General features: G+C 67.6%; 18 protein-coding genes and 1 tRNA gene. 9 read left to right on the top strand and 10 right to left on the bottom strand.

The window, feature by feature from the left end; genetic code table 11:
* Positions 1 to 10 precede the first annotated feature (10 nt).
* Positions 11 to 1033 carry a class 1 fructose-bisphosphatase gene (locus EC845_RS18915; RefSeq protein ID WP_123299695.1) on the top strand — a complete coding sequence of 341 codons (1023 nt, stop codon included), beginning with the start codon at positions 11 to 13 and terminating at the stop codon, positions 1031 to 1033.
* 74 nt (positions 1034 to 1107) lie between these two features.
* Positions 1108 to 1183: transfer RNA gene (locus EC845_RS18910), tRNA-Thr, on the top strand.
* A gap of 67 nt (positions 1184 to 1250) precedes the next feature.
* Here EC845_RS18910 and EC845_RS18905 read toward each other — a convergent pair.
* The 7 genes from EC845_RS18905 to EC845_RS18875 form a co-directional block, all read right to left on the bottom strand.
* Positions 1251 to 2771: a sulfite reductase subunit alpha gene (locus tag EC845_RS18905; protein WP_123299694.1), complete on the bottom strand. Its 1521-nt coding sequence runs from the start codon at positions 2769 to 2771 to the stop codon at positions 1251 to 1253.
* Positions 2768 to 3796, bottom strand: a complete 1029-nt coding sequence (locus tag EC845_RS18900; protein ID WP_123299846.1) for an FAD:protein FMN transferase — start codon at positions 3794 to 3796, stop codon at positions 2768 to 2770. The genes EC845_RS18905 and EC845_RS18900 overlap by 4 nt, the downstream gene beginning before the upstream one ends.
* 59 nt (positions 3797 to 3855) lie before the next feature.
* On the bottom strand, positions 3856 to 4467 hold the full coding sequence (locus tag EC845_RS18895) for a PepSY-associated TM helix domain-containing protein (RefSeq protein ID WP_123299693.1): 612 nt from the start codon (positions 4465 to 4467) through the stop codon (positions 3856 to 3858).
* A gap of 19 nt (positions 4468 to 4486) precedes the next feature.
* Positions 4487 to 5044, bottom strand: coding sequence for a DUF2271 domain-containing protein (locus EC845_RS18890; RefSeq protein ID WP_123299692.1), 558 nt, complete (start codon positions 5042 to 5044; stop codon positions 4487 to 4489).
* The gene (locus EC845_RS18885) at positions 5044 to 5556 is read right to left on the bottom strand and encodes an EF-hand domain-containing protein (protein ID WP_123299691.1); all 513 of its coding nucleotides are present in this window, start codon (positions 5554 to 5556) and stop codon (positions 5044 to 5046) included. Before EC845_RS18885 ends, EC845_RS18890 begins: the two co-directional genes overlap by 1 nt.
* A gap of 76 nt (positions 5557 to 5632) precedes the next feature.
* A complete protein-coding gene (locus EC845_RS18880; RefSeq protein ID WP_123299690.1) occupies positions 5633 to 8032 on the bottom strand; it encodes a TonB-dependent hemoglobin/transferrin/lactoferrin family receptor in 2400 nt (799 codons plus the stop codon).
* Between the two features lie 243 nt (positions 8033 to 8275).
* Complete coding sequence (locus tag EC845_RS18875; protein ID WP_123299845.1) at positions 8276 to 9322, bottom strand: LacI family DNA-binding transcriptional regulator; 1047 nt, start codon at positions 9320 to 9322, stop codon at positions 8276 to 8278.
* 443 nt (positions 9323 to 9765) lie between these two features.
* Between EC845_RS18875 and EC845_RS18870 the strand changes: the two genes are divergently transcribed.
* Both EC845_RS18870 and gntK read left to right on the top strand, forming a co-directional pair.
* Positions 9766 to 11118 carry a GntP family permease gene (locus EC845_RS18870; RefSeq protein WP_123299689.1) on the top strand — a complete coding sequence of 451 codons (1353 nt, stop codon included), beginning with the start codon at positions 9766 to 9768 and terminating at the stop codon, positions 11116 to 11118.
* 49 nt (positions 11119 to 11167) lie between these two features.
* Positions 11168 to 12736 (top strand): gluconokinase, encoded by a 1569-nt coding sequence (gntK, locus tag EC845_RS18865; RefSeq protein WP_123299688.1) that lies wholly within the window; start codon positions 11168 to 11170, stop codon positions 12734 to 12736.
* 19 nt (positions 12737 to 12755) lie between these two features.
* Here gntK and EC845_RS18860 read toward each other — a convergent pair whose 3' ends face one another.
* Together EC845_RS18860 and EC845_RS18855 are read right to left on the bottom strand one after the other, a co-directional pair.
* Positions 12756 to 13847: a tartrate dehydrogenase gene (locus tag EC845_RS18860; protein WP_123299687.1), complete on the bottom strand. Its 1092-nt coding sequence runs from the start codon at positions 13845 to 13847 to the stop codon at positions 12756 to 12758.
* Positions 13848 to 13892: 45 nt separating this feature from the next.
* The gene (locus tag EC845_RS18855) at positions 13893 to 14774 is read right to left on the bottom strand and encodes an alpha/beta fold hydrolase (protein WP_123299844.1); all 882 of its coding nucleotides are present in this window, start codon (positions 14772 to 14774) and stop codon (positions 13893 to 13895) included.
* 95 nt (positions 14775 to 14869) lie between these two features.
* On the opposite strand from EC845_RS18855, the gene EC845_RS18850 reads away from it, so the two are divergent.
* The 5 genes from EC845_RS18850 (at position 14870) to EC845_RS18830 (ending at position 22388) form a co-directional block, all read left to right on the top strand.
* Positions 14870 to 15814, top strand: coding sequence for a LysR family transcriptional regulator (locus EC845_RS18850; protein WP_123299843.1), 945 nt, complete (start codon positions 14870 to 14872; stop codon positions 15812 to 15814).
* Positions 15815 to 16259: 445 nt separating this feature from the next.
* Positions 16260 to 19790, top strand: coding sequence for a response regulator (locus EC845_RS18845; RefSeq protein WP_123299686.1), 3531 nt, complete (start codon positions 16260 to 16262; stop codon positions 19788 to 19790).
* A 23-nt stretch (positions 19791 to 19813) separates the two neighbouring features.
* Positions 19814 to 20638, top strand: coding sequence for a protein-glutamate O-methyltransferase CheR (locus EC845_RS18840; protein WP_123299685.1), 825 nt, complete (start codon positions 19814 to 19816; stop codon positions 20636 to 20638).
* Positions 20635 to 21252, top strand: coding sequence for a chemotaxis protein CheB (locus EC845_RS18835; protein ID WP_123299684.1), 618 nt, complete (start codon positions 20635 to 20637; stop codon positions 21250 to 21252). The genes EC845_RS18840 and EC845_RS18835 overlap by 4 nt, the downstream gene beginning before the upstream one ends.
* Before the next feature lie 14 nt (positions 21253 to 21266).
* The gene (locus EC845_RS18830) at positions 21267 to 22388 is read left to right on the top strand and encodes a hybrid sensor histidine kinase/response regulator (protein WP_123299683.1); all 1122 of its coding nucleotides are present in this window, start codon (positions 21267 to 21269) and stop codon (positions 22386 to 22388) included.
* A gap of 34 nt (positions 22389 to 22422) precedes the next feature.
* Here EC845_RS18830 and pgsA read toward each other — a convergent pair whose 3' ends face one another.
* Positions 22423 to 22989: a CDP-diacylglycerol--glycerol-3-phosphate 3-phosphatidyltransferase gene (gene pgsA / locus EC845_RS18825; protein WP_123299682.1), complete on the bottom strand. Its 567-nt coding sequence runs from the start codon at positions 22987 to 22989 to the stop codon at positions 22423 to 22425.
* Between the last annotated feature and the right edge of the window lie 59 nt (positions 22990 to 23048).

The following is a 23048-nucleotide window of genomic DNA, read 5'->3' as shown; positions in this document are numbered from 1 at the left end:
GAGTTCCATCGTGTCATCTCGTATCTCCCTTACCCGCTATCTCGTCGAGAAACAGCGTGTCGACGGCCACATTCCGGCCCAGTTGCGCCTGCTCATCGAAGTGGTGGCCCGGGCCTGCAAACGCATCAGCTTTGCCGTCAACAAAGGCGCGCTGGGCGATGTGCTCGGCACCGCCGGCAGTGAAAACGTGCAGGGCGAAGTGCAGAAAAAGCTCGACGTCATCGCCAACGACGTGCTGATCGAGGCCAACGAATGGGGCGGTCACCTCGCGGCCATGGCCAGCGAGGAAATGGACAGCATCTACGTGGTGCCCAACCGCTACCCGCAAGGCGAATACCTGCTGTTGTTCGATCCCCTCGACGGCTCGTCCAACATCGACATCAACGTCAGCATCGGCACCATCTTCAGCGTGCTCAAGAAGCCCGGCGAACACCCCGGCGTGTCGGAGCAGGATTTCCTGCAATCCGGCCACGAGCAGGTGGCCGCAGGCTACTGCGTGTACGGCCCGCAGACCACGCTGGTGCTGACGGTGGGCGATGGCGTGGCGATGTTCACGCTCGACCGCGAACAGGGCTCGTTCGTGCTGGTTTCCGAAGATGTGAAGATCCCTGCGGACACGCAGGAGTTCGCCATCAACATGAGCAACCAGCGTCACTGGGATCCGAGCATCCAGCGTTACATCGGCGAACTGCTGCAAGGCAAGGAAGGCCCGCGCGGCAAGGATTTCAACATGCGCTGGGTGGCCTCGATGGTGGCCGACGTGCACCGCATCCTGACCCGTGGCGGCGTGTTCCTGTATCCCTGGGACAAGCGTGAACCCAACAAGCCCGGCAAGCTGCGCCTGCTGTATGAAGCCAACCCGATGGGCTGGCTGGTCGAGCAGGCGGGCGGCGCCGTGAGCACGGGCCGCGAACCGATCCTCGACGTCAAGCCCAGCAAGCTGCACGAACGGGTGAGCGTGGTGCTCGGCGCGCGCAACGAAGTCGAGCGTGTGCAGCAGTACTACGCCGAAGCCGCCGCGCCGAAGCCCTGAGCGGATGCGTGCATGAGCGGCCGACGCGCGGGTCTTGAGCCCGCGCGCAAACACACGCTATAATAGGCGGCTTCGCCGGTGTAGCTCAGTTGGTAGAGCAGCTCATTCGTAATGAGAAGGTCGAGGGTTCGACTCCTTTCTCCGGCACCAAATCAGAACAAAGCCTGCTATCTCACCGATAGCGGGCTTTTTTCATGGGCGAACGGGTTGGGTCTCCTCAGTACACGTCCCGCCGATACCGCCCCGCCTCGCGCAGCGCCAGCACGGCCTCGTCGCCCAGCAGTTGCAGCAGGGCCTGCTCGACCCCCTCGCCCAGCCGCTGGCGGCTGCCGCAGACGTACAGCAGCGCGCCGGCGTCGAGCCAGTCTCGCAGTTCGGCGGCATGCTGCACGAGCAGCGACTGCACATGGCGGCCCGGCCGGCCGTCGGCAGGCCGCGAATAGGCGTGATCGGCACGCTGCAGCACGCCTTGCGCCAGCCAGGCGTCGATCTCGTCTGCGAACGGGCGGTCGTGCGCGGGCGAGCGCTCGCCGAACAACAGCCACGCAGGGCCGCAGGCGGAAGGTTGGCGACCCAGAGTCTCGCCACGCGCCTTGAGCTGGGCCCTCAATCCGGCCAGGCCCGAGCCGCTGCCGACGAGGATGAGCGGTAGCCGGGCTTCGGGAACATGGCAAGCCGGGTTGGCGCGCACGTCCAGGCGGATCGAAGCGCCCAGGGGCAGTTGCCGGGTCAACCAACCCGAACCGCGGCCCAGACCACCGTCGGACCGGCGATGCAGGCGAACGAGCAATTCGGCGCGACCATCGCTTGGCAGACTGGCCAGCGAATAGTCGCGCACCTCGCCTGCGCCGGCGAGGACATCCCCCGCAGGCCGCACCGACCCGGCTGCGGGCCAGACCTGCGGACCGGTCGCGCCGCTCGGACCTGCGGTGTGGGCGTCGACCAAGTCCTGAGCGGGGGCGTCGGGTTCGGTCTCTTCCAGGACGATCCGGGCGATGTCCCCCGCCCGCCAGGCCGGCGTGGGGCCCAGCGGTTCGAACACGAGGTGGTAGAGCGGCTCGCCGGGGCTGCCCGGATTGAGATGGGTGCGCGCAGCCAGTTGCCAGCGGACGATCGACGGCTCGGACTCGGACTCGGACTCCGGCGGCGCAAGGCGGCCGGGGGCCAGCCTGTCCAGGGCGCGGCGCCAGGCCGCCAGGGCTTGCGGATCGCCCTGGTCGACATCGATGCGGTCAAACAGCCGCTGCGCGCCGGATGCGGCCAGCGCCTGATCGAGCGCGCGGCCGAAGCCACAGAAACGACGGTAGTGGCGATCGCCCAGCGCCAGCACGCCGTAACGCAGACCGGTCAGCGAAAGGCCGGGCACGGCGGGCAGCGTCCGGGCCACAAACGCCGCCGCGTTGTCCGGCGGGTCGCCTTCGCCGATGGTGCTGGCCACGATCAGCAAGAAGGACGTGGCACGAAGGCGTGCCGTATCCACGGCAGACAAAGGCAGCACCGTGACCGCCATCCCGGCCGCACGCAGGCGGGCTGCGGCCTCGTGCGCCAGCGCAGCCGCCAGGCCGGTCTGGCTGGCATACGGCATCAGCACGGTCGACGGACGTTCAGCCGCCCCTGCGCGCTCTTCCATCGCATCGGGCTGCACCGCCCGGTTGCGCCACCAGACCCATGCGGTCCAGCCCACCCAGGCCAGCCCCAGCGCCATGGCGGCCAACAGGCGCAGCGGATCGGTGTTCATGCCGTCTCCTCCAGCATGGCGGCCAGGGCCTCGGACACATGCTCGATCCAACCCGACGGGGTACGCTGGACCAGGCGGGCCGCGACACGACGGTGGTTGGCCCACGACAGACCGTCCGCGACACCCATGACACCCAGAGCCGTGGCATAGGCATCGGCCATGAGGGCCCGTTCGTGCAGCACGGACACACAGGCCCATCCGTGGTCCGCAGGCTGGCCGGTCCGGCCGTCGAGGGTGTGGCTGTAGTGCCGCCCCCCGTGTTCAAAACACTGGCGGTAGTCTCCCGAGGTCGCCAGCGCCAGATCCAGCAATGCCACCAGGGTGCGCGGCAGGGCTGCACCGGGCGGATTCTCGAGTTCCACCCACCAGGGCTGGCCATCGGGCCTGACGCCCCGGGCGCGGCACTCGCCGCCGAGCTCGAACAGGTGCGACGCGGCGCCTTCGTCGGCCAGGCGCTGCGAGATCCGGTCGACGGCCCAGCCTTTGGCGAGACCGCCGAGATCGAGCCACAGCCCCCCGGGCTGCAGCAGGGCACGGCGCGCGGGGTCGGTCTGCAGATGCGTCCAGCCGCTGGCCTGCAAGGCTGCAGCGAGCACCTGCGGTTCGGGCACACGGGCCGCGGCGGGTGCGTGGCGGCTGGCCGAAGGTCCGAACCCCCAGGCCTGAACCAGCCGGCCCAGCGTCGGGTCGACGGCACCGCCGCTATCCTGCGCCAGCGCCAGGCCGTCCTGGATCAGATGCCAGAAATCGTCGGAGCACGGCCAAGGGCCCGGTGCGGAACGGTTGAACCGCGAGAGTTCGCTGCCGGACTCCCAATGGCTGAACAACGCGGCGGTATACGACAGCTCGTCTTCGATGGCCGTTCGCAGCGCGGCCTCGCTCGTCGCCTGCGACACCGCAAGGCGGGCGTTCCAGGCCATGCCCATGCTGCGGCCCGAGAGCGCCAGCACGGTGCGGCCCAGCGGCAGTTCGGGCGCGTGGGGCGTGGGCGGGATCAGGACACGGTTGCGGGGCGGAAGAGACATGCGGGCCAATCGGAGGCTATCCACAGGCATCCGGACTGGCCGGCCTGTGGACAAGTCGGTCAGTGGATGAACAGCAGCACCAGCACCAGCGGCACCACCAGGCCCAGGCTGGCCAGCGGCCAGGTCATGGGGCGGCCGCGGCCATGCAGGTAAAGCAGACCCAGTCCGGTGAGCGAAAAAACGATGCAGGCCACGGCCATCACGTCGATGAACCATGACCATGCCACGCCCGCATGGCGGCCCTTGTGCAAGTCGTTGAGAAAAGCCAGCCAGCCCATGCGGGTCTGGCGGTAGACGGCCCATCCCTCGGCCCGGTCGATGGCCAGCCAGCTGTCGTGGCCCGGCCCCGGCAGAGCGATGTAGAGCTCGTCGGCGCTGACCTCGGTTTCACGGCCGGCCAGCTCGATGCCGAACTGTCGTGCGGCCCAGCCGGCCAGGGCGGGCGGCACGGCGATGCGGCCCTCGCGGGGCAGTTCGGACAAGGCCTGCCGCAGCGGGGGCGGCAGGGCGAGTTCAAGCTCCTGCGTCACGGCCTGGGTCTTGAACCAGGCAGCGTTGTTGAGCGTCAGGCCGGTGGCCGCGAACAGCAGCATGCCCAGCAGGCTGACGGCGGCCGAAACCCAGTGCCAGGTGTGCAGTTGCCGCAGCCAGAACGCACGCGTGCCGTTCATCGCCAGACGCCCTTCTTCATCAGCGGCCGGCGCCGACCTGGATGGCGGCGATTTCGCTGGTTCCATTGACATGGGCCTGTGCCGCAGCCGCGCCGGCCGCGGCCCCCTGCCACTGGAAAGGCGCGCGCAGCAGCTCGCGTCCGCCTTGCTCGCGGGCGACTTCGACCACCAGGTTGTACTCGCCCGCAGGCAGCCCGGCGAGGACCGGATGATCGGGGCCGAAACGCAGGGTGTGACGCCCCGACGGCCGTGTCGGACCGCTGACGCCATCGGCCGGCAGGACCAGCGTCTCGCCGGCCTTGCGCCACCAGGTGCGCAGATTGCGCAGCCAGGTGGTGCCGAGGTTGTCGCGCAGGCGCTGGTCGTACCACACGGCCAGCGTGCCGGCCACGGACTGGTCCGCCGGACGTTCGACCCAGGCCGCCAGATAGGGCCGGTGCACCGGGCCCGTCTGCACCTCGGGCAAGGTCACGTCCAGGCTCAGGCCGGCTGCGGCGGCCGGCCCGCAGGCCAGTCCGAGCGCCAGCGCGGCACCGACCCATGCCGTCGGTGGACGGGTATCGGTCGGGGTCCCCATCAGGGCGTGGCGCCGTCGCCGGCGGGGGCTTTCTGCGGATCGGCGGCCGAGACCACGCCATCGCCGTTGGTGTCCTGCGCCTTGAAGGTCTTGTCGGCAATGGCCAGGTCTTCTTCACGCGACAGACGGCCGTCGCGGTCGCGGTCGAGCAAGGCAAAACGCACGTGCGCCTGCTTGATGTTGCCTGCGTAGGCCGCATCGGGCTCGCGGCCATCGGCCAGGTACTGCTGCTTGAGGCGCAGCTCGTACTCGGCCACGTATTCCTCTTCGCTCAGGAAACCGTCGCCGTTCTTGTCGGCGCTGTCGAAACGCTGCTTGCGGATGGCATCGTATTCGGCACGCGTGACCACGCCGTCGCGATTGCCGTCGAAACTGCCGATGAAAGCCTTCTGGCCATGGCCGCCTGCCGGACGCGGCGGCTGGCCGGTTGCCGCCGAGGGCGACTGGGTTGCGGCACAGCCGACGAGGAGCAAGGGAATGAGGGCCGCCAGGGGCCGGATCGCTGCACGCATGGAGTTCTCCTGGTTTTCGAGTGGGGAAAAAGATTCAGGGCGCCGCCACCACCTGGCGTGCGCCCGTCGAGGGGGATCAGTACGCCACGGACAGGGCCAGGCTGTAGGTGCGGCCCGGGTTGGTCAGCAGTTCGATGTCGCGCGCGTCGCGCGCCGAGGCCGGCGACACCTGCAGGTTGCGGGCGCTGGCGTAGTCCCAGTAACGCTTGTCGGTGATGTTGGCGATGCCGCCGCTCAGACGCACGTTCTTGCTGATCTGCCAGTAGCCGCCCAGGTCGAACACCGCGTTGCCGGGCACCGTGAACAGCGTGGTGGTCGACTCGGTGATGGCTGTGCCGCCGTTGGCGTAGCTGTTGCGGTTGGTGGCGATGGCCCGCTTGCTCTTCACAAAAGTCCCGGTCAGGCCGGCACCCCAACGCTTCTGCGGGGCGTCGAAACCGATGCCGACGATGGCCTTCCTGGGCAGCACGCTGTCGAGGTCGGTATCGGTGTCGCCGTCGTAGCGCGACTTGGAACTGCCCTTGCTGTAGCCCAGTGCCCAGGTGCTGTAGAGGCCGCGCACGGCCGGCGCCCACTGGCCGTGGTCCAGGCGGGTGCTGACTTCGAAGCCGTAGATGTGGGCCTTGTCGCGGTTTTCAGCCTGGTAGATGGTCCCGATGTGTGCGGGCACGTTGGTAAAGAGATCCGGGGCACTGGCCCGGGTGTAGCGGGTGTAGGCGATGAAGTCCTTGTAGTGCGTGTAGAAGGCCGAGGCACTCATCTGCACGCCTGGCGTGGGCTGGCCCTTCAGGCCGATGTCGATGGACTGTGCCGTCTCGTCCTGCAGGTCGCGGTTGCCGGTCAGCGCGTACTGATTGCCTGTGTTGTAGTTGCTGGCCATGTTCCACGAGCCGAAGATCTCGCCGGCCGTCGGCACGCGGCCGCTGCGCTTGTACTGCACATAGGCACTCAGCTTGGGCTGGATGTCGTAGACCAGGCTCAGGCTGGGGCTGACGACGTTGCGCGTCGGCACGTTGCCATACAGTTTTTCCACATCGGCCTGCGTCAGCACGCCGCTGACGAAGTTGTCCAGGTCGCGGGCCTTGATCTCGTAGCGGTCGACTCTCAGGCCGGGGATGAGGGCCAGGCGCCTGCCGCCCGCATTGAAGGTGATCTCGTCCTCGACAAACAGGCCGAAGCGGTTGTTGGTGGTGTCGGGCTGGGGTTTCATGTAGCCCGACACGCTCCACGGCCGGTCGATTTTCTGCGTCGATGCGTTGACGCCCACGCTCACGCGGTGGTTGTCGAAGCGTTTTTCGGCCGTGCTGGAAAAGCCCCAGGTCCGCGTCTTGTTCTGCGACAGGTTGTTAGTCACGCTGCCGCCGGCGAGCGAGGTGGTGTCGGTGGCGTCGCGGGTATCGGTGTCCTGGAAAAACACCCGGGTGTCGAGCTGGTCGAGCCAGCCGGCGCTGGGCGTCCACAGGTGGCTGAACTGCAGCGTGTTGCGCGCCGTGTCGCTGTGCTGGCGCGAGTTTTCGGTGATGGCGGCACCGTTGCTGTCCCAGGCATCGAACACCGTGTTGTTCTTGCGGCGATACAGATCGGCCGACAGACCCAGCTTGTGTTCGGACGACAGTTGCAGGCCGCCCTTGAGCAGCAGCGCGTCGGAATGCCAGTTGTCGGGGTAGCTGTCGATGGTGTCGCTGTTGTTGCGCAACGCATGACCGTCGCGGCGCGAATAGGCGATCAGGCCGCTGAGCGCACCGCTGCGTCCGGCTGCGGTCACGCTTTCGTTCCACGACCGGTCGGCGGAATCGTAGCCGAGCTTGCCGCCGAAGTAGCTGGACTTGGTCGGCGTGAGGTAGTTCTCGGGCGACTTGGTCTTGAAACCCACCGCGCCGCCGATGCCGCCGGCCGAGCGCCGCGACGAGGTCGTGCCCGACTGGATGTCGACACCCGAGAACATCTCGGGGTCGATGAAGTCGCGGCCCACACCAAAGGTGTTGCTGCCCACCCGGCTGACATAGGGGCGTGTGGTGGCATCGGGCAGTTCGATGCCGTCGATGTCCAGCCCGATGCGGTTGCCCTCGATGCCGCGGATGTTGTAGCCGGTCGTGCCGCCCCGGTCGAAGCTGCTCTTGTTGCGCGAAGCGCCCGTGGCCACGCCAGGGGCGGATACCAGCGGCTGGTAACGCACCACGTCGGCCATGCTGTTGATGCCGGGCTTCTCGAGGTCTTCCAGCGTCAGCGTGGTGGTGGCGCCGGGGGTGTGCTGCGCCTGTTGTTCGCGCTCGGCCTTCACTTCCACCACCGGCAAGGTCCGCACGCTCGCGGCCTCGTTCGGTGGGGACACGGCGGTCTGGGCATGCAGGGCGGGTGCAGCCATCGCCAGCAAGGCGCCCTGCACGGCGAGGACCACCAGGCGGCGGCGGGGGCGCAGTTCGGACGCTGCAGAAGAGGAAAACGCCACAACCGGCGTCGATTCGGGGCAAACCATAGGTCAGGAACCTCGGGAAGGGTGGGAACGACATGGCTGGCGAATCAAGGACGCGGCGTAAAAATGCCCTGGCTTCGGTTGGGAGAAGACAGGGCTGCAGCAGCGCTGACGGGGCTGGCGAGAGGTGTGAATTATAGATTCGTATTAATAATGGTTGTTATTAGTTTTTACAAAAAAGTAGCCAAAATCGTACACCTTGGCCCCGGTCGCCCGACGCGGCGCCGCTCCGCCTCGCGTTCGTCTTCAGGTGCTCTGGCGCACCACCACCTCGAAGCCCAGATCGACCTGGACCGGCTCGAGCGGCTCTCCCTCGATGAGGGCCAGCAGCATCTGCGCGGCCTGCTGCCCCACTTCGACACGCGGCGTGCGCACCGAGGTCAGCGGCGGCAGCATCAGGTCGCTGCCCTCGAGGTCGTTGAAGCCGGCCATGGCCACGCGCTGCGGCACCGCCACGCCCATGCGCTGCGCGGCCAGCAAGGCCCCGTGGGCCAGGTCGTCGTTGCAGAAGAAGATGGCGTCCACATCGGGCCGCTCGGCCATCAGCCGCTCGAACATGCGGCCGCCGAGGGCCATGCTCGAAGGCTGTGCATCCAGACATTCCAGGCCTGCGTCGTAGCACGCGGCCTCGCGCATGACCTGCCGGTAACCTTCGGCCCGCATCATGGCGCGGGGATCGAGCTGGGCAGCGGCAAAGGCGATGCGCCGGCGGCCCCGCGCCAGCAGGTGCCGCGTGATGTCGCGGCCGGCATCGGTCTGCGAAAAACCCACGCAGGGCAGCTCGGGTTCGCCCGGCGCCAGCTCCATCATGTGCACGCAGGGAATGCCGCTCTGGGCAATGAGTTCGCGTGTCGCCGGCGTGTGGTCGAAGCCGGTCAGCAGCAGGCCGGCCGGGCGCTGCGCGGTGTGGATCTGCAACAGGCGCTGCTCTTCCTCGGGGCGGTAGTGGGTCACGCCCAGCAGGGTCTGGTAGCCTGCCTGCATGAACACCGTCTGTGCGGCCTCGAGCAGGTTGACGAACAACTGGTTCGAGAGCAGCGGCACCAGCACCGCCACCGACTGGCTGCGGCTCGAAGCCAGCGACCGTGCGGCCAGATTGGGCACGTAACCCAGCGCGACAGCGGCCTGCCGGACCTGTTCGACCAGATGCGGCGCCACGCTGCGTGCCCCGCGCAAGGCCCGCGAGACCGTGATCGGGCTGACGCCTGCGGCCTGAGCCACGTCGTCGAGCGTCACGCGCCCGGTCGAGCGCGGCGTGCGCGCGCGTGGCGGCGGGGAAGGAGGCTGGGTCATGGGCAGCGGCAGGAGAATCGGATCGTCGGCGACGGGGCGCGGCTGGGCCGCGCGCTGCATCCTAAGCCAAGGGCGACCCGCGCTCACGTTGTCCGAGCAATGTCGTGCGGCAAACCGCGCCGTAAACGCTCATCCGGCGGCCAAACCGACGAAAACCAAGGGTAAATACTTATTTGCCGATGAGGCACAATTCGTAGGATAGCGCTGTCTCATTTCATCTGCGACCGGTCACCGGGTGTGCACGGCAACAGGCCAGCTTTTGCTGGCTTTTCAACATTTCAAAGGGATAGCGCTATCCGTTCGCCGGCTCACGATGCCGGCACGAACGGACGACCCGGATGCCGCTCAGGCGGCATCCCGCCATCATCGATTCAAAAACCACAGACGCCCCGCCCGCCGCCTGCCGCGGCGCAAGCGGGGTCATGACACCGGAGTATCCCCTCGTGTTTGGACTCAGCCCGCAAGTCTTCTTGCTGCTCGACGCACTCGTCGCCATCATCCTGCTCATCGTTCTGATCACGCGCTGGCGGGTGCACCCCTTCATCGCCCTGACACTGGCCGCAGGCTTCCTGGGCATCACCTCGGGCATGCCGATCGAGAAGGTCGTCAAGTCGTTCCAGGACGGCTTCGGCGGCGTCCTGGGCTTCGTCGGCATCGTGCTCGGCCTGGGCACCATGCTGGGCAAGATGATGGCCGAATCGGGCGGCGCCGACCGCATCGCCCGAACCCTCATCGATGCCTTCGGCCGCGAGCGCGTGCACTGGGCGATGATGCTGGCGGCCTTCCTGACCGGCCTGCCGCTGTTCTTCGAGATCGGTTTTGTGCTGCTGGTGCCGCTGGTCTTCATCGTCGCGCGCCGCACCGGCCTGCCGCTGGTGCGCATCGGCGTGCCGCTGCTGGCCGGCCTGTCGGTGGTGCATGCACTGATCCCACCGCACCCCGGCCCGCTGCTGGCCATCCAGGCCTTCGGCGCCGACATCGGCAAGACGATTTTCTACGGCCTCATCATCGGCCTGCCGACGGCCATGATCGCCGGCCCGATCTACGGCAAGTTCATCGCCCGCCACGTGCCCGGCGAGCTGACCTCGGACATGGCCGAGCAGTTCGCTCAAGAGCGCGACAGCAAGGACCTGCCGGGCTTCGGCATCACGCTCTTCACCGTGCTGCTGCCGGTGCTGCTGATGCTGATCAAGGCCTTTGCCGACGTGACGTTCGACGAGGGCTCGACCGCCCGCCACTGGATGGATTTCCTGGGCAACCCGATCACGGCGCTGCTGGCCGCCCTGCTGCTGTCGCTCTATACCTTCGGAACGGCGCGCGGCTTCGACGGCAAGCAGATTCTCAAGTTCCTCGACCAGAGCCTGGCCCCGACCGCTGCGATCGTGATGATCATCGGCGCCGGCGGCGGTTTCAAGCAGATGCTGGTGGCTTCGGGCGTGGGCGATGCGATCGGCCACATGGCCGTGCAGGCGCACCTCTCGCCGATCCTGCTGGCCTGGCTGGTGGCGGCGCTGATCCGCGTGGCCACGGGTTCGGCCACGGTGGCGACCATCACCGGCGCGGGCATCGTGGCCCCCATCGTCACGCTGGTGCCCGACGTCAATCGCGAGCTGCTGGTGCTGGCGACCGGCGCAGGCTCGGTGATCCTGTCGCACGTCAACGATGCCGGTTTCTGGCTGGTGAAGCAGTACTTCAACATGACGGTGGCGCAGACCTTCAAGACCTGGACGGCGCTCGAGACACTGATTTCCGTGGTCGGCATCGTTTTCATCATGGCCCTGGCCACCGTTCTGTGATGATCCTCCTGTCCGGCCGTCCGGCCGCCTCAGCGCACAAAGTCCTTCCATGACCCAGAAGATCGTCATCGGTGTCGACATCGGCACCACCAGCACCAAAGCCATCGCCATCGATGTGAAGGGCCGTGTGCTGGCCCATCACGCGGTCGACTATCCGCTGCTGCGCCCCGAGCCCGCCGCCGCCGAACAGGATCCGCAGCAGATCTTCGAGGCCGTCACCACGGTCATCCAGTCCTGCGCCGCGCAGTGCCGCGCCAAACAGGCCGACACGCAGGTGCTGGCCGTGTCGTTCAGCGCCGCCATGCACAGCCTGATCGCCATCGACGGCGACGACCAGCCGCTGACGCACAGCATCACCTGGGCCGACAACCGGGCCGCGCCCTGGGCCGAACGCATCGGCGCCGAGTGGGATGGACTGGCCATCTACCGCCGCACCGGCACGCCCATTCATCCGATGTCGCCGCTGGCCAAGCTGGTGTGGCTGCGTCACGAAAAACCCGAACTGTTCGCGCGCACGCGCCGTTTCGTGGGCATCAAGGAATTCGTCTTCCACCGCCTGTTCGGGCAGTGGGTGGTGGATCACTCCATCGCCTCGGCAACCGGCCTGTTCAATCTCGAGCGGCTGGACTGGGACGAAGGCGCGCTGGTCATGGCCGGCATCGAGGCCGACCAACTGGCCACGCCCCGCCCCACCACCGACAGCCTGCGCGGCCTGCCCGCCAGCCTGGCCGAGTCGCTGGGACTGCCTGCGGATACGCCTTTTGTGCTGGGCGCCAACGACGGCGTGCTCTCCAACCTGGGGGTGAATGCGATCCAGCGCGGCGAGGTGGCGGTGACCATCGGCACCAGCGGCGCCATGCGCTGCGTGGTCGACCGGCCGCTGACCGATGCCGAAGGCCGCACCTTCTGCTACGCATTGACGCAGGACCACTGGGTGGTCGGCGGACCGGTGAACAACGGCGGCATCATCCTGCGCTGGGTGCGCGACGAGTTCGCCGCTGCCGAGACCGAAACCGCCAAGCGCCTGGGCATCGATCCCTACGAAGTGCTCACGCGCATCGCCGAACGGGTCTCGCCCGGCGCCGAAGGCCTGCTGTTCCACCCTTTCCTGGCCGGCGAGCGTGCCCCCTACTGGGACGCCCGCCTGCGCGGTTCGTTCTTTGGCCTGGGCATGCACCATGGCAAGGAACACATGATCCGTGCCGCGCTCGAGGGCGTGATCTTCAACCTCTACAGCATCCTGCCTGCGGTCGAGGCCGTGGCGGGCACCAGCCGCGCCATCAAGGCCACGGGCGGTTTTGCGCGCTCGCCGATGTGGCGGCAGATGATGGCCGACGTCTTCAACCGCGACGTCATCGTGCCCGAAAGCTTCGAGAGCTCGTGCCTGGGGGCTGCCGTACTGGCCCTGTATGCACTGGGGCATGTCGAGAGCCTGGACGTGGTGGCGGACATGGTGGGCGCCACACACCGCCACAGCCCCGATCCCGAATCGGCGGCGCTCTACGATCAGCTCAAGCCGGTGTTTCTGTCGCTGCCGCACAAGCTGCAGGACGAGTACCGCACCCTCGCCGCTTTCCAGCAGCGGGTCGGCAGCCGGGCGCTCAACAGCAGCCAGTGACTCCGGCCCGGGCGACCGGTCAGAGGCTCTGCGCGATCGCGCGGCCCAGGTCGGACGTGCTGGCCGTGCCGCCGATGTCGGGCGTGCGCGGCGCATCGCTGCCCGGCTCCAGCGCCGCCTCGATGGCGCGCAGCACGCCGTCGTGCGCTTCCTTGTAGCCCAGGAACTCCAGCATCATCGCGCCGCACCAGATCTGCCCGATGGGATTGGCGATGCCCCGGCCCGCGATGTCGGGTGCCGAGCCATGCACCGGCTCGAACAACGAAGGCGTGGTGCGGTCCGGGTTCAGGTTGGCGCTGGGCGCAATGCCGATGGTGCCGGTGCAGGCCGGGCCCAGATCCGACAGGATGTCACCGAAGAGGTTGCTGGCGACCACCACGTCGAAGAAATCCGGCCGCTGCACGAAGTGGGCCGTGAGGATGTCGATGTGGAACTTGTCGAGCCGGATGTCCGGATAGGCCTGGGCCATCTCGGCCACGCGCTCGTCCCAGTAGGGCATGGTGATGGCGATGCCGTTGGACTTGGTGGCGCTGGTCAGGTGTTTCTTGGGACGCGATTGCGCCAGCTCGAACGCGAACTTGAGCACGCGGTCGACGCCGTGGCGCGACATCACGGTTTCCTGCATCACGATTTCGCGCGGGGTGCCGGCGTACATGCGCCCGCCGATGCTGGAGTACTCGCCCTCGGTGTTCTCGCGCACGATGTACATGTCGATCTCGCCGGGTTCGCGCGGCGAGCCGTCGCGGCGCACCACGGGTGCGGTGATGCCGGGCATGAGACGGGCCGGCCGCAGGTTGACGTACTGGTCGAACTCGCGGCGGAACATCAGCAGCGACCCCCAGAGCGAGACGTGGTCGGGGATCTTGTCGGGCCAGCCCACGGCGCCGAAGTAGATGGCGTCATGGCCGCCGATCTGCTCTTTCCAGTTGTCCGGCAGCATCTGGCCGTGCCGCTCGTAGTACGCCCAGCTCGAAAAATCGAAATGGTCGAACTGCAGGTCGATGCCGTACCGGGTGGCCGCGGCTTCCATCACCCGCAGCCCTTCGGGCATGACTTCCTGACCGATGCCGTCGCCGGCGATGACCGCGATGCGGTGGGTTTTCTTCGTCATCAGATACTCTCCAGAATCATAGGAAACACGGGCGCCGAGCCCTGCTCAGGCGCAGCGGAAAAAATCCTGGCACTGGGCCAGCAGCCGTTCGGGGGCCTCTTCGGCGATGTAGTGGCCGCACGGCAGGCTCTGGCCGGCGACGGACTCGGCCCGCTCGCGCCAAAGCGCCAGCACGTCGAAGCAGCGGCCCACGGCACCGTGTTCGCCCCACAGCACCCGCAACGGCTGCGCCAGCTTGAGGCCGGCGGCGACATCCGCCCGGTCGTGCGCGAGGTCGATGCCGGCCGAGGCCCGGTAGTCCTCGCAGAGGGAGGCCGCACTGCCGGGAATCGAGAGGCAGCGGAGGTACTCGGCCAGCGCTTCGGGCGCAAAGGCGCTCATGCCCGCATGCCTCTTGCCCATCACCCCGCGCAGGTAGCCCTGGGGATCGGATTCGATCAGGCGCTCGGGCAGCGGCGCCGGCTGGATCAGGAAAAACCAGTGCCAGTAGGCCCGGGCGAAAGCCTCGGTGGTGCCCTCGTACATGCCCAGCGTGGGGGCGACGTCGAGCAGCATCAGGCGTTCGACGGCATCGGGATGGTCGGCCGCCAGCCGGTGTGCCACCCGCGCCCCGCGGTCGTGTGCCAGCACCTGGAACCGCGCATGCCCCCAATGGGCCATCACGGCCAGGGCGTCGAGCGCCATCTCGCGTTTGGCATGGGCGGCGTGCGCGGCGTCCGGCAGCGGGCGCGACGAGTCGCCGTAGCCCCGCAGGTCCATCATCACCACCGTATGCCGGCGCGCCAGATCGGGGGCGACGCGGTGCCACATGACATGGCTCTGGGGATGGCCGTGCAGGAGCAGCAGCGGCGGGCCTTCGCCGCCACGCCGGCCGGCCAGGCGCACACCGTCGCGCTCGATTTCGAAGGGCTGGAAGTCAGTGAACATGGCTGCATTGTGCGCAGGCAGTTGCCATCCGATCAAGCATCAATCATGACATTCATTCGGTCATAATTTGCATGAATCAAGGACTACACATGGGCATGGACCGATCCGATCTGCTGCTGGTCAGCAGCCTCAAGTCCCGCGGCAGCCTGGCCGCCGCGGCCGCCGAACTGGGCGTCACGGCGTCGGTGGCGAGCAAGCGCCTGGCCCGGCTGGAAACCGAGCTGGGTGTGCGCCTCTTTCTGCGCACCACGCGGCGGCTGGCCGCCACACCCGAGGGCGAACGCCTGGTCGAAGGCGCGACACACCTGCTGAGCGGGTTCGAGGCGCTGGAGCAGGCGGTGCACGACCAGCACACCACAGCGGTCGGCACCCTCCGGCTGGCCGCCACCTTCGGATTCGGCCGGCTGTGGCTGGGGCCGGCACTGGCCGATTTCCAGCAGCGCCATCCGGGGGTCGCCATCCAGTTGCAGTTGACCGAAAAGCTGCCCGACCTCGCCAGCGAAGGCTACGACGCGGCGATCTGGCTGTGGTCGCCGCGCGCCGACCGCAGCCACGAGTGGTCGGCCCGCCGGCTGGCGCCCAACCGGCGTGTGCTGGTCGCTGCGCCGGCGTATCTGGCTGCGCGCGGCACCCCGGCATCGCTCGACGACCTGGCGGGCCACGAGTGCCTGGTGGTGCGCGAAAACCAGCAGTTCGACACCTGGACGCTGCAGTCCGTCGACCGCGAGGGCCGGCCGCTGCCAGGCAGTGCGCCCAGCACGGCGCGGGTCAAGGGCGCCCTCTCGAGCAATTCGGGGGAACTGGTGCGGGACTGGTGCCTGGCCGGTCACGGCATCATGCTGCGCAGCCTGTGGGACGTCGCCCATCACCTGCGCGACGGCACCCTGCACCCCGTGCTGCCGGACCTGGCCATGCTCGACGCCGACATTCACTGGCTCGCGCCCTTCCGGGTCCAGGCGCCGCGCCGCAGCACCCTGCTGGCCGAGTTCCTGCGCGATCGCTTCGAGTCGCAGCCATGGCGCGACGGACTGGGCGTCTGAGCCCGTCAGGCGGCATCGGGGCATCAAAAAACCCGCGGCACGACAGGCGTGCGGCGGGCCGTTCCAGGGCGGTGGAGGCATCGGCAGCAGCGCAGCCGAGGCCTTGAATTGGTCGTGGGCACTTACGCGGCCCACGTCACGGCAGTTGAAGTCCGGTCGCCTGGGCCCTTCACTGCATGGACCCAAACCGGTGTCGTTCAAGCCGACGAAGCGAATCATAGCCAGCCCCGGCAAAGCGACTTGTAGGACAGCAGCGAAACCCGTGCCAGCCTGTGCGCATGAGCCGATTTCCCCGCGCATTCACCTCTTCCGATACGGGTGATTACTGGTACAGTGACTCCGCCGTATTCAGCCCCGCAGGCCGACGTGACCGCGCTTTCCAGGGCCGCAGCAGCCGTGCGCACGATGCCTGCGCACAGGCCACGACTCGAATCATTGGATTTTCATGAAGCACATCATCAGGCGCGAGCTCTCGCGCACTTTGGGACAGGGACGCCCGGACACCCATGCGATCGACGAGCCCGCCCTTCTGCGCCGCGAGCGCCACTCGCTGCCGTTGACGACGGTGCTGAGCTTCCTGGCGGCGGCCCTGTCCGTGATCGTCATGGGCGTGGCCAATTACCAGAGCCACATGCAGCGCCTGCAGGTCGCCGATGCCATTGCCCACGCCGGCGCCGTCTCGGCCGAGTTGCAGGAAGCGCTCGTGGCCCTCAAGGATGCCGAGACCGGCCAGCGCGGCTACTTGCTGACCGACAACGACGCCTACCTCCAGCCCTACCTGAACGCCCAGGTCGAGCTGCCGGGTCACATCCAGAAGCTGCGCGAGCTGCTGGCCAAGAGCCCCGAGCAGTTGTCGAGGCTCAACCAGATGGCCACGCTGGTCGACGAGAAGATGGCGGAACTGGAACAAACGGTGGCCCTGCAGCGCGGCGGCAATGCCGGACAGGCGCTGAGCCTGGTGCAGACCGACCGCGGCAAGCTGGTCATGGACCAGTTGCGTCAAGGGCTCCAGCGTATCGACACCACCGAACGTGACCAGGCCCGTATCGACCGCGCGCAGTGGTCGGAGATCGTCAACCGCACCCTGATCGTCAACCTGATCGGCGCCGTGCTGCTGCTGGTGCTCATCAGCACCTCGGCCCTGAGTGCCGGGGCCGAGCACAGGCGCCGGGCCCGCGAGGCCTGGATTCGCCGCAGCCAGCTCGTGCTGGCCAACCAGTTGCAGGGCGATCCGCGCATCGAACAACTGGGCGAAGGCGCGCTGTCGACCATCGCCCAACTGCTCGACGCGCATGTCGGCGCCTTCCATCTGGCCTTGCCCAACGGCCAGTTCCAGCGCATCGCCGGTTACGCGCTGCCGTCCGAACTGGCGACCCGAGCCGTGGTCGAGCCCGGCGAGGGACTGGTGGGCCAGGCGGCCAAGGGCCGCAGCCTGATGCACGTGCAGGACCTGCCCGAGGGTTACCTCCAGATCACCTCGTCCACCGGATCGTCCCAGCCGCGCGAGCTGCTGCTGGTGCCTGCGGTGGTCGGCAACCGTGTCCAGGCCGTCCTGGAGCTGGGCTTTTTCCGTCAGGTCGACGAGGCCGATATCGAACTCATCGGCGGCCTGGTCGAGAACCTGGCCATGAGCGTGCGGGCGGCCCGCGACCGCACGCGCCTCGAGGAACTGCTGGAGGAGACCCGCCGGCAGGCCGAGGAACTGCAGACCCAGCAGGAAGAGCTGCGCGTCAGCAACGAAGAGCTCGAGGAACAGAGCCGGACCCTCAAGGAATCGCAGTCGCAGTTGCAGAACCAGCAGGCCGAGCTCGAGCAGAACAACCTGCAGCTCGAGCAGCATGCCAGCGAGCTCTCGGCCCAGCGCGACCAGTTGGCCAGCACCAAGCTGGCGCTGGCCGAACGGGCCGAAAAGCTCGAACGCGCGAGCCAGTACAAGAGCGAGTTCCTGGCCAACATGAGCCACGAGCTGCGCACACCGCTCAACTCCACCCTCATCCTGGCCAAGCTGCTGGGCGACAACAAGGACGGCAACCTGACCGCCGAGCAGGTGAAGTACGCGCAGACCATCTCGTCGGCCGGCAACGACCTGCTCAATCTCATCAACGACATCCTGGACCTGGCCAAGATCGAAGCCGGCAAAGTCGAGATCGACATGCAGCCGGTGTCGCTGCCGCACCTGCTCAAGGGCCTCCAGCAGACCTTCGAGCCGCTGGCCATCGAACGCGGCCTGGTGCTGCGACTGGATCCCCTCGGCCCCGACGTGCCGGCCATGATCGTGACCGACGAACAGCGGACCAACCAGATCCTCAAGAACCTGCTGTCCAATGCGCTGAAGTTCACGTCGCGCGGCGAAGTCTCCCTCCGGGTGGCCGCGGATACGGAGCGCCGCCGCCTGCATGTCGTGGTGCAGGACAGCGGCATCGGCATCGCGGCCGACAAGCTCGACGCCATCTTCGACGCCTTTGTGCAGGAAGACGGCAGCACCCACCGAAAATACGGCGGCACGGGTCTGGGCCTGGCCATCTCGCGCGATCTGGCCACCTTGCTCGGCGCCAACATCCAGGTGCAGAGCACCCTGGGCGAGGGCAGCACGTTCACCCTCTCGCTGCCGCTGGATGCCAAGGCCGGCGACGCAGCCCCCGCGCCCGAGCGAGCACCGGCACCGCCCCCGCCCGCCCCCGCGGCGGCGAGCAGCAGTTCCTTCTTTGCACCGGCCCCCCAGCCCGCAGCGCAGACCGCGTCCGAACCGCAGCCCGAGGACGACCGCGCCAACCTCAAGGAAGGCATCCGGACGATCCTGGTGATCGAGGACGACGTGCGTTTTGCGGCCATCCTCAGGACGTTGATCAACGAGTCCGGCTTCCAGTGCCTGCTCACCCACACCGCAGCGGCCGGGCTCACCGCCGCCCGCACCTACCAGCCCAGCGCCATCCTGCTGGACATGAATCTGCCCGACCTCTCCGGCCTGGGCGTGCTCGACCAGCTCAAGCGCGATCCGCGCACGCGCCACGTGCCGGTGCACGTGATCTCGGTGGCCGACTACTCGCACGATGCGATGGAGATGGGTGCCGTGGGTTATGCGCTCAAGCCGGTCGACCGCGACCAACTGGTGGTGGCCCTGCGCACGCTGGATGCACGCATGTCGCAGAAGTACAAGTCCGTGCTGGTCGTGGAAGACGATGCGCGGCAACGCGAGAGCGTGCGTGAACTGCTGGCGGGCGACGACGTGCTGATCACCGCCGTGGAGACGGCCGCCGATGCGCTGGCCGCCCTGCGCGACAAGACCTTCGACTGCATGGTGATGGATCTGAGCCTGCCGGACATGAGCGGCTACGACCTGCTCGAACGCATGTCCAAGCAGGACGCGGTGAGCTTTCCGCCCGTCATCGTCTACACCGGCCGGTCGCTCACCCGCGAAGAGGAAGCCGAGCTGCATCGCTTCTCGCGCTCGATCATCATCAAGGGCGCACGCTCGCCCGAACGGCTGCTGGCCGAGGTCACGCTGTTCCTGCACCAGGTGGAGAACCGGTTGCCGGCCGAGCGCCAGCGCATGCTCAAGCAGGCCCGCAACCGCGAGGCGCTGCTCGAGGGCCGCCGCGTGCTGGTGGTCGAGGACGACGTGCGCAACATCTTTGCGCTGTCGGCGGTGCTCGAACCCAAGGGCGTCATCGTCGAGATCGCCCGCAACGGCCGCGAGGCGGTGGACGCCCTGGATGCCACGCTGGGCACCAGCGGCAAACCCCAGGTCGACCTGGTCCTCATGGACATCATGATGCCCGAGATGGACGGCTACACCGCGATGCGCGCGATCCGCCAGCGGCCCGAGTTCGCCAAGCTGCCCATCGTCGCACTGACCGCCAAGGCCATGCGCGACGACCAGGAGAAATGCCTGGCCGCCGGCGCCAACGACTACATCGCCAAACCCCTGGACGTGGAGAAGCTGATGTCGCTGATCCGTGTCTGGATCCGCAAGTGACGAGGTACACCCCGACTGCGCCCATGCCACACCGCATCTCCGACATCGAACTGCACCTGTTTCTCGAGGCCGTGTACCTCAGGTACCACTACGACTTCCGGGCGTACGTGGGCGCCTCGCTGAAGCGCCGCCTGCGCGCGGCCATGACACGCTTCGAGTGCCTCACGCTCACCCAACTGCAGGACCGCGTGCTGCACGACGACGGCATCATCAACGAGTTGCTGAACTACCTCACCGTGCAGGTCACCGAGATGTTCCGCGACCCCGAGTACTACATCGGCCTGCGCCGGCATGTGATGCCGCTGCTGCACACCTACCCTTCGCTCAAGCTGTGGGTGGCCGGCTGCAGCAGCGGGGAAGAAGCCTGGTCGCTGGCCATCCTGCTGGCCGAGGAGGGCCTGCTCGAGCGCTCCATCATCTACGCCACCGACATCAACACGCTGGCGCTGGAAACCGCGCAGGCCGGTGTCTATCCGCTCTCGCGCATGGCCGAATACACCCGCAACCATCGCATGGCCGGCGGACGCAGCTCGCTGTCGGACTACTACACCGCAGCCTACGACCACGCCAAGTTCGACGAGCGGCTCAAGCGGCACCTGGTTTTTTCCGACCACAGCCTGGCCACCGACAGCGTGTTTGCCGAAATGCAATTCGTCTCGTGCCGCAACGTGCTGATCTATTTCAACCGGGGGCTGCAGGACCGTGCCCTCGGCCTGTTCCACGAGTCGCTCTGCATCGGCGGATTCCTCGGTCTGGGCTCCAAGGAGTCGCTGGGCTTTTCACGCCACGCCCACACCTTCACCGAGATCGCGCCGCAGGAACGCATCTATCAGAAAGCGTCGGCATGAGCGCGCTGCCGCCCCTCGACCAACCGTCCCAGCAGTTGGCGCGGCTGGCCCGCAGGCGGTTCGATGCCATCGTCATCGGCGCCTCGGCCGGCGGCGTGGAGGTCTTGCTGCGGCTGCTGCCTGCGCTGCAAGCCAGCCTGCAGGCGGCGGTCTTCATCGTGGTTCACCTGCCCCGCGAACACGAAAGCCTTCTGCCCGCCATCTTTGCGCCGCGCTGTGCATTGCCCGTGAGCGAGGCCCGGGACAAGGTGACGCCGAAGCCGGGCCACGTCTATGTCGCGCCCCCCGATTACCACCTGCTGGTCGACACGGGGCCAGTCCTCGCACTGTCGGTCGACGAACCGGTGTACTTCTCGCGTCCTTCGATCGACGTGCTGTTCGAAGCCGCCGCCGATGCCTACGGCCCCCGTGCGCTGGGCATCGTGCTGTCGGGCGGCAGCCCCGACGGCGCTGCGGGTCTGGCCTGCATCGCGCTGCAAGGCGGCGGTGCCGTGGTGCAGTCGCCGCAGACGGCCGCGGTCGACACCATGCCGTTGGCCGCGATCGAACACTGCCCGCAAGCCCTCGTCCTGAGTCCTCCGCAGTTGGCGGATTTCCTGCATTCGTTATCCTGAACAAAGTCACGACCATGGATACACAGCCTCTCCCGTCCGTCCCCCAGTCGCCCGTCAAGTGCCTGCTGGTCGACGACCATCCGGAAAACCTGCTGGCCCTGTCGGCGCTGCTCAAGGGCGAAGGCGTCGAGATCCTCTGCGCGAACTCGGGGCAGGAAGCGCTCGAGCTGGCGCTGCAGCACGATCTCGCGCTGGCCCTGCTCGACGTGCAGATGCCCGAAATGGATGGCTTCGAGCTGGCCGAGCTGCTGCGCGGCAGCGAGCGCACGCGCCACATTCCGCTGATCTTCGTGACGGCGGGCGCACACGACGCCTCGCGCATGTTCAAGGGTTATGAAACCGGTGCGGTGGACTTCCTGTTCAAGCCGATCGAGCCCCGGATCCTGCAGACCAAGGCCCGGGTGTTCTTCGATCTCTACCGCACCAAGCGCCAACTGGCCGAGGAACTGGCCGAACGCACCGAGACCCTGCGTCTCAACGAGACCTTCTCGGCCATCCTGGGACACGACCTGCGCAGCCCGCTCTCGGTGATCCAGATGCTCTCGACGCTGCTGCAACGCAAGGCGGACGACCCGTCGGTGCAGAGCAAGGCGGCGCAGATCGCCGAATGCGGCAAGCTGATGAGCCGCATGATCAACGACATCCTCGACCTCTCGCGGGCCCGGCTGGGCGGCGGCATCCCGATCTCGCCCCACGCCCTCGACGCCGGCGAACTGGTGGCGCTGACGGTGCAGGGCAAGTCCACGGTGTTCCCCAATGCGCAGATCCAGGCCGACTGCCAGGGCGACCTGGCCGCCCGCTGGGACAGCGACCGCATCGGGCAGTTGCTCACCAACCTGGTCACCAATGCCGTGCGGCACGGACAGGAAGGATTTCCGGTGGAGATCAAGGCCGACGGCAGCCAGGCAGCCGAGATCGTGCTGACGGTGCGCAACAAGGGCGCCATTCCCGCCGATATCCTGCCGCATGTGTTCGAGCCGTTCCGGCGTGCCAAGAATCCGTCGAACAGCGACGGGCTGGGGCTGGGGCTCTACATCGTCTGGGAAATCGCGCAGGCGCACGGCGGCTCGGTCACGGCCGAGGCCACGCCGGACGACCACACCGTCATGCGCGTGCGGCTGCCGCGCGGGCAGTAGGACTGCCGCGGCGGCTTCGGGGCCGCCGCGTGCCTTACTTCACCCGCGAACGGATCTCGGGGATGGCCTTCTGCAGGTAATAGATCATCGACCACACGGTCAGCACGGCAGCCAGCCAGATCAGCCAGACGCCCCACACGCCGGTGTCGACGAAGCCGAAGAGACGTCCGTCATACAGCAGGAAGGGAATGGCCAGCATCTGCACGGTGGTCTTCACCTTGCCGAGCATGTGCACCGCGACACTGCGCGAGGCGCCGATCTGCGCCATCCATTCGCGCAGCGCGGAGATGGCGATCTCGCGGCCGATGATGATGAGCGCCACGAACACATCGGCGCGCTGCAGGTGCACCAGGACCAGCAGCGAAGCGCAGACCAGGAACTTGTCGGCCACCGGATCGAGGAAAGCGCCGAAGGCCGACGTCTGGTTGAGCTTGCGCGCCAGGTAGCCGTCGGCCCAGTCGGTTGCCGCGAAGACGATGAACATGACCGTGGCCACGAGGTTGCGGGTGGACTCGGGCAGCGGCAGGTAGAACACCCCCACGATCAGCGGGATCGCAATGATGCGTGTCCAGGTCAGCAGGGTCGGCAATGTGAAAAACATGGCGGCGATTGTTGCATGGATACGGCCGACACGGCGAACGGGGCCCGACCGAAAGCGGT

The organism is Comamonas sp. BIGb0124 (genome assembly GCF_003752175.1).
Taxonomy (GTDB): domain Bacteria; phylum Pseudomonadota; class Gammaproteobacteria; order Burkholderiales; family Burkholderiaceae_C; genus Comamonas_F.
The sequence above is the reverse complement of the archived record's forward strand: the minus strand, read 5'-3'. Positions and strand labels throughout refer to the sequence as shown.

Excerpts from the sequence above, each read along its gene's own strand:
- EC845_RS18905 (WP_123299694.1), bottom strand. The coding sequence starts at position 2,771 with ATGAACACCGATCCGCTGCGCCTGTTGGCCGCCATGGCGCTGGGGCTG.
- EC845_RS18900 (WP_123299846.1), bottom strand. The coding sequence starts at position 3,796 with ATGTCTCTTCCGCCCCGCAACCGTGTCCTGATCCCGCCCACGCCCCAC.
- EC845_RS18895 (WP_123299693.1), bottom strand. The coding sequence starts at position 4,467 with ATGAACGGCACGCGTGCGTTCTGGCTGCGGCAACTGCACACCTGGCAC.
- EC845_RS18890 (WP_123299692.1), bottom strand. The coding sequence starts at position 5,044 with ATGGGGACCCCGACCGATACCCGTCCACCGACGGCATGGGTCGGTGCC.
- EC845_RS18885 (WP_123299691.1), bottom strand. The coding sequence starts at position 5,556 with ATGCGTGCAGCGATCCGGCCCCTGGCGGCCCTCATTCCCTTGCTCCTC.
- EC845_RS18880 (WP_123299690.1), bottom strand. The coding sequence starts at position 8,032 with ATGGTTTGCCCCGAATCGACGCCGGTTGTGGCGTTTTCCTCTTCTGCA.
- EC845_RS18875 (WP_123299845.1), bottom strand. The coding sequence starts at position 9,322 with ATGACCCAGCCTCCTTCCCCGCCGCCACGCGCGCGCACGCCGCGCTCG.
- gntK (WP_123299688.1), top strand. The coding sequence starts at position 11,168 with ATGACCCAGAAGATCGTCATCGGTGTCGACATCGGCACCACCAGCACC.
- EC845_RS18860 (WP_123299687.1), bottom strand. The coding sequence starts at position 13,847 with ATGACGAAGAAAACCCACCGCATCGCGGTCATCGCCGGCGACGGCATC.
- EC845_RS18855 (WP_123299844.1), bottom strand. The coding sequence starts at position 14,774 with ATGTTCACTGACTTCCAGCCCTTCGAAATCGAGCGCGACGGTGTGCGC.
- EC845_RS18850 (WP_123299843.1), top strand. The coding sequence starts at position 14,870 with ATGGACCGATCCGATCTGCTGCTGGTCAGCAGCCTCAAGTCCCGCGGC.
- EC845_RS18845 (WP_123299686.1), top strand. The coding sequence starts at position 16,260 with ATGAAGCACATCATCAGGCGCGAGCTCTCGCGCACTTTGGGACAGGGA.
- EC845_RS18840 (WP_123299685.1), top strand. The coding sequence starts at position 19,814 with ATGCCACACCGCATCTCCGACATCGAACTGCACCTGTTTCTCGAGGCC.
- EC845_RS18835 (WP_123299684.1), top strand. The coding sequence starts at position 20,635 with ATGAGCGCGCTGCCGCCCCTCGACCAACCGTCCCAGCAGTTGGCGCGG.
- EC845_RS18830 (WP_123299683.1), top strand. The coding sequence starts at position 21,267 with ATGGATACACAGCCTCTCCCGTCCGTCCCCCAGTCGCCCGTCAAGTGC.
- pgsA (WP_123299682.1), bottom strand. The coding sequence starts at position 22,989 with ATGTTTTTCACATTGCCGACCCTGCTGACCTGGACACGCATCATTGCG.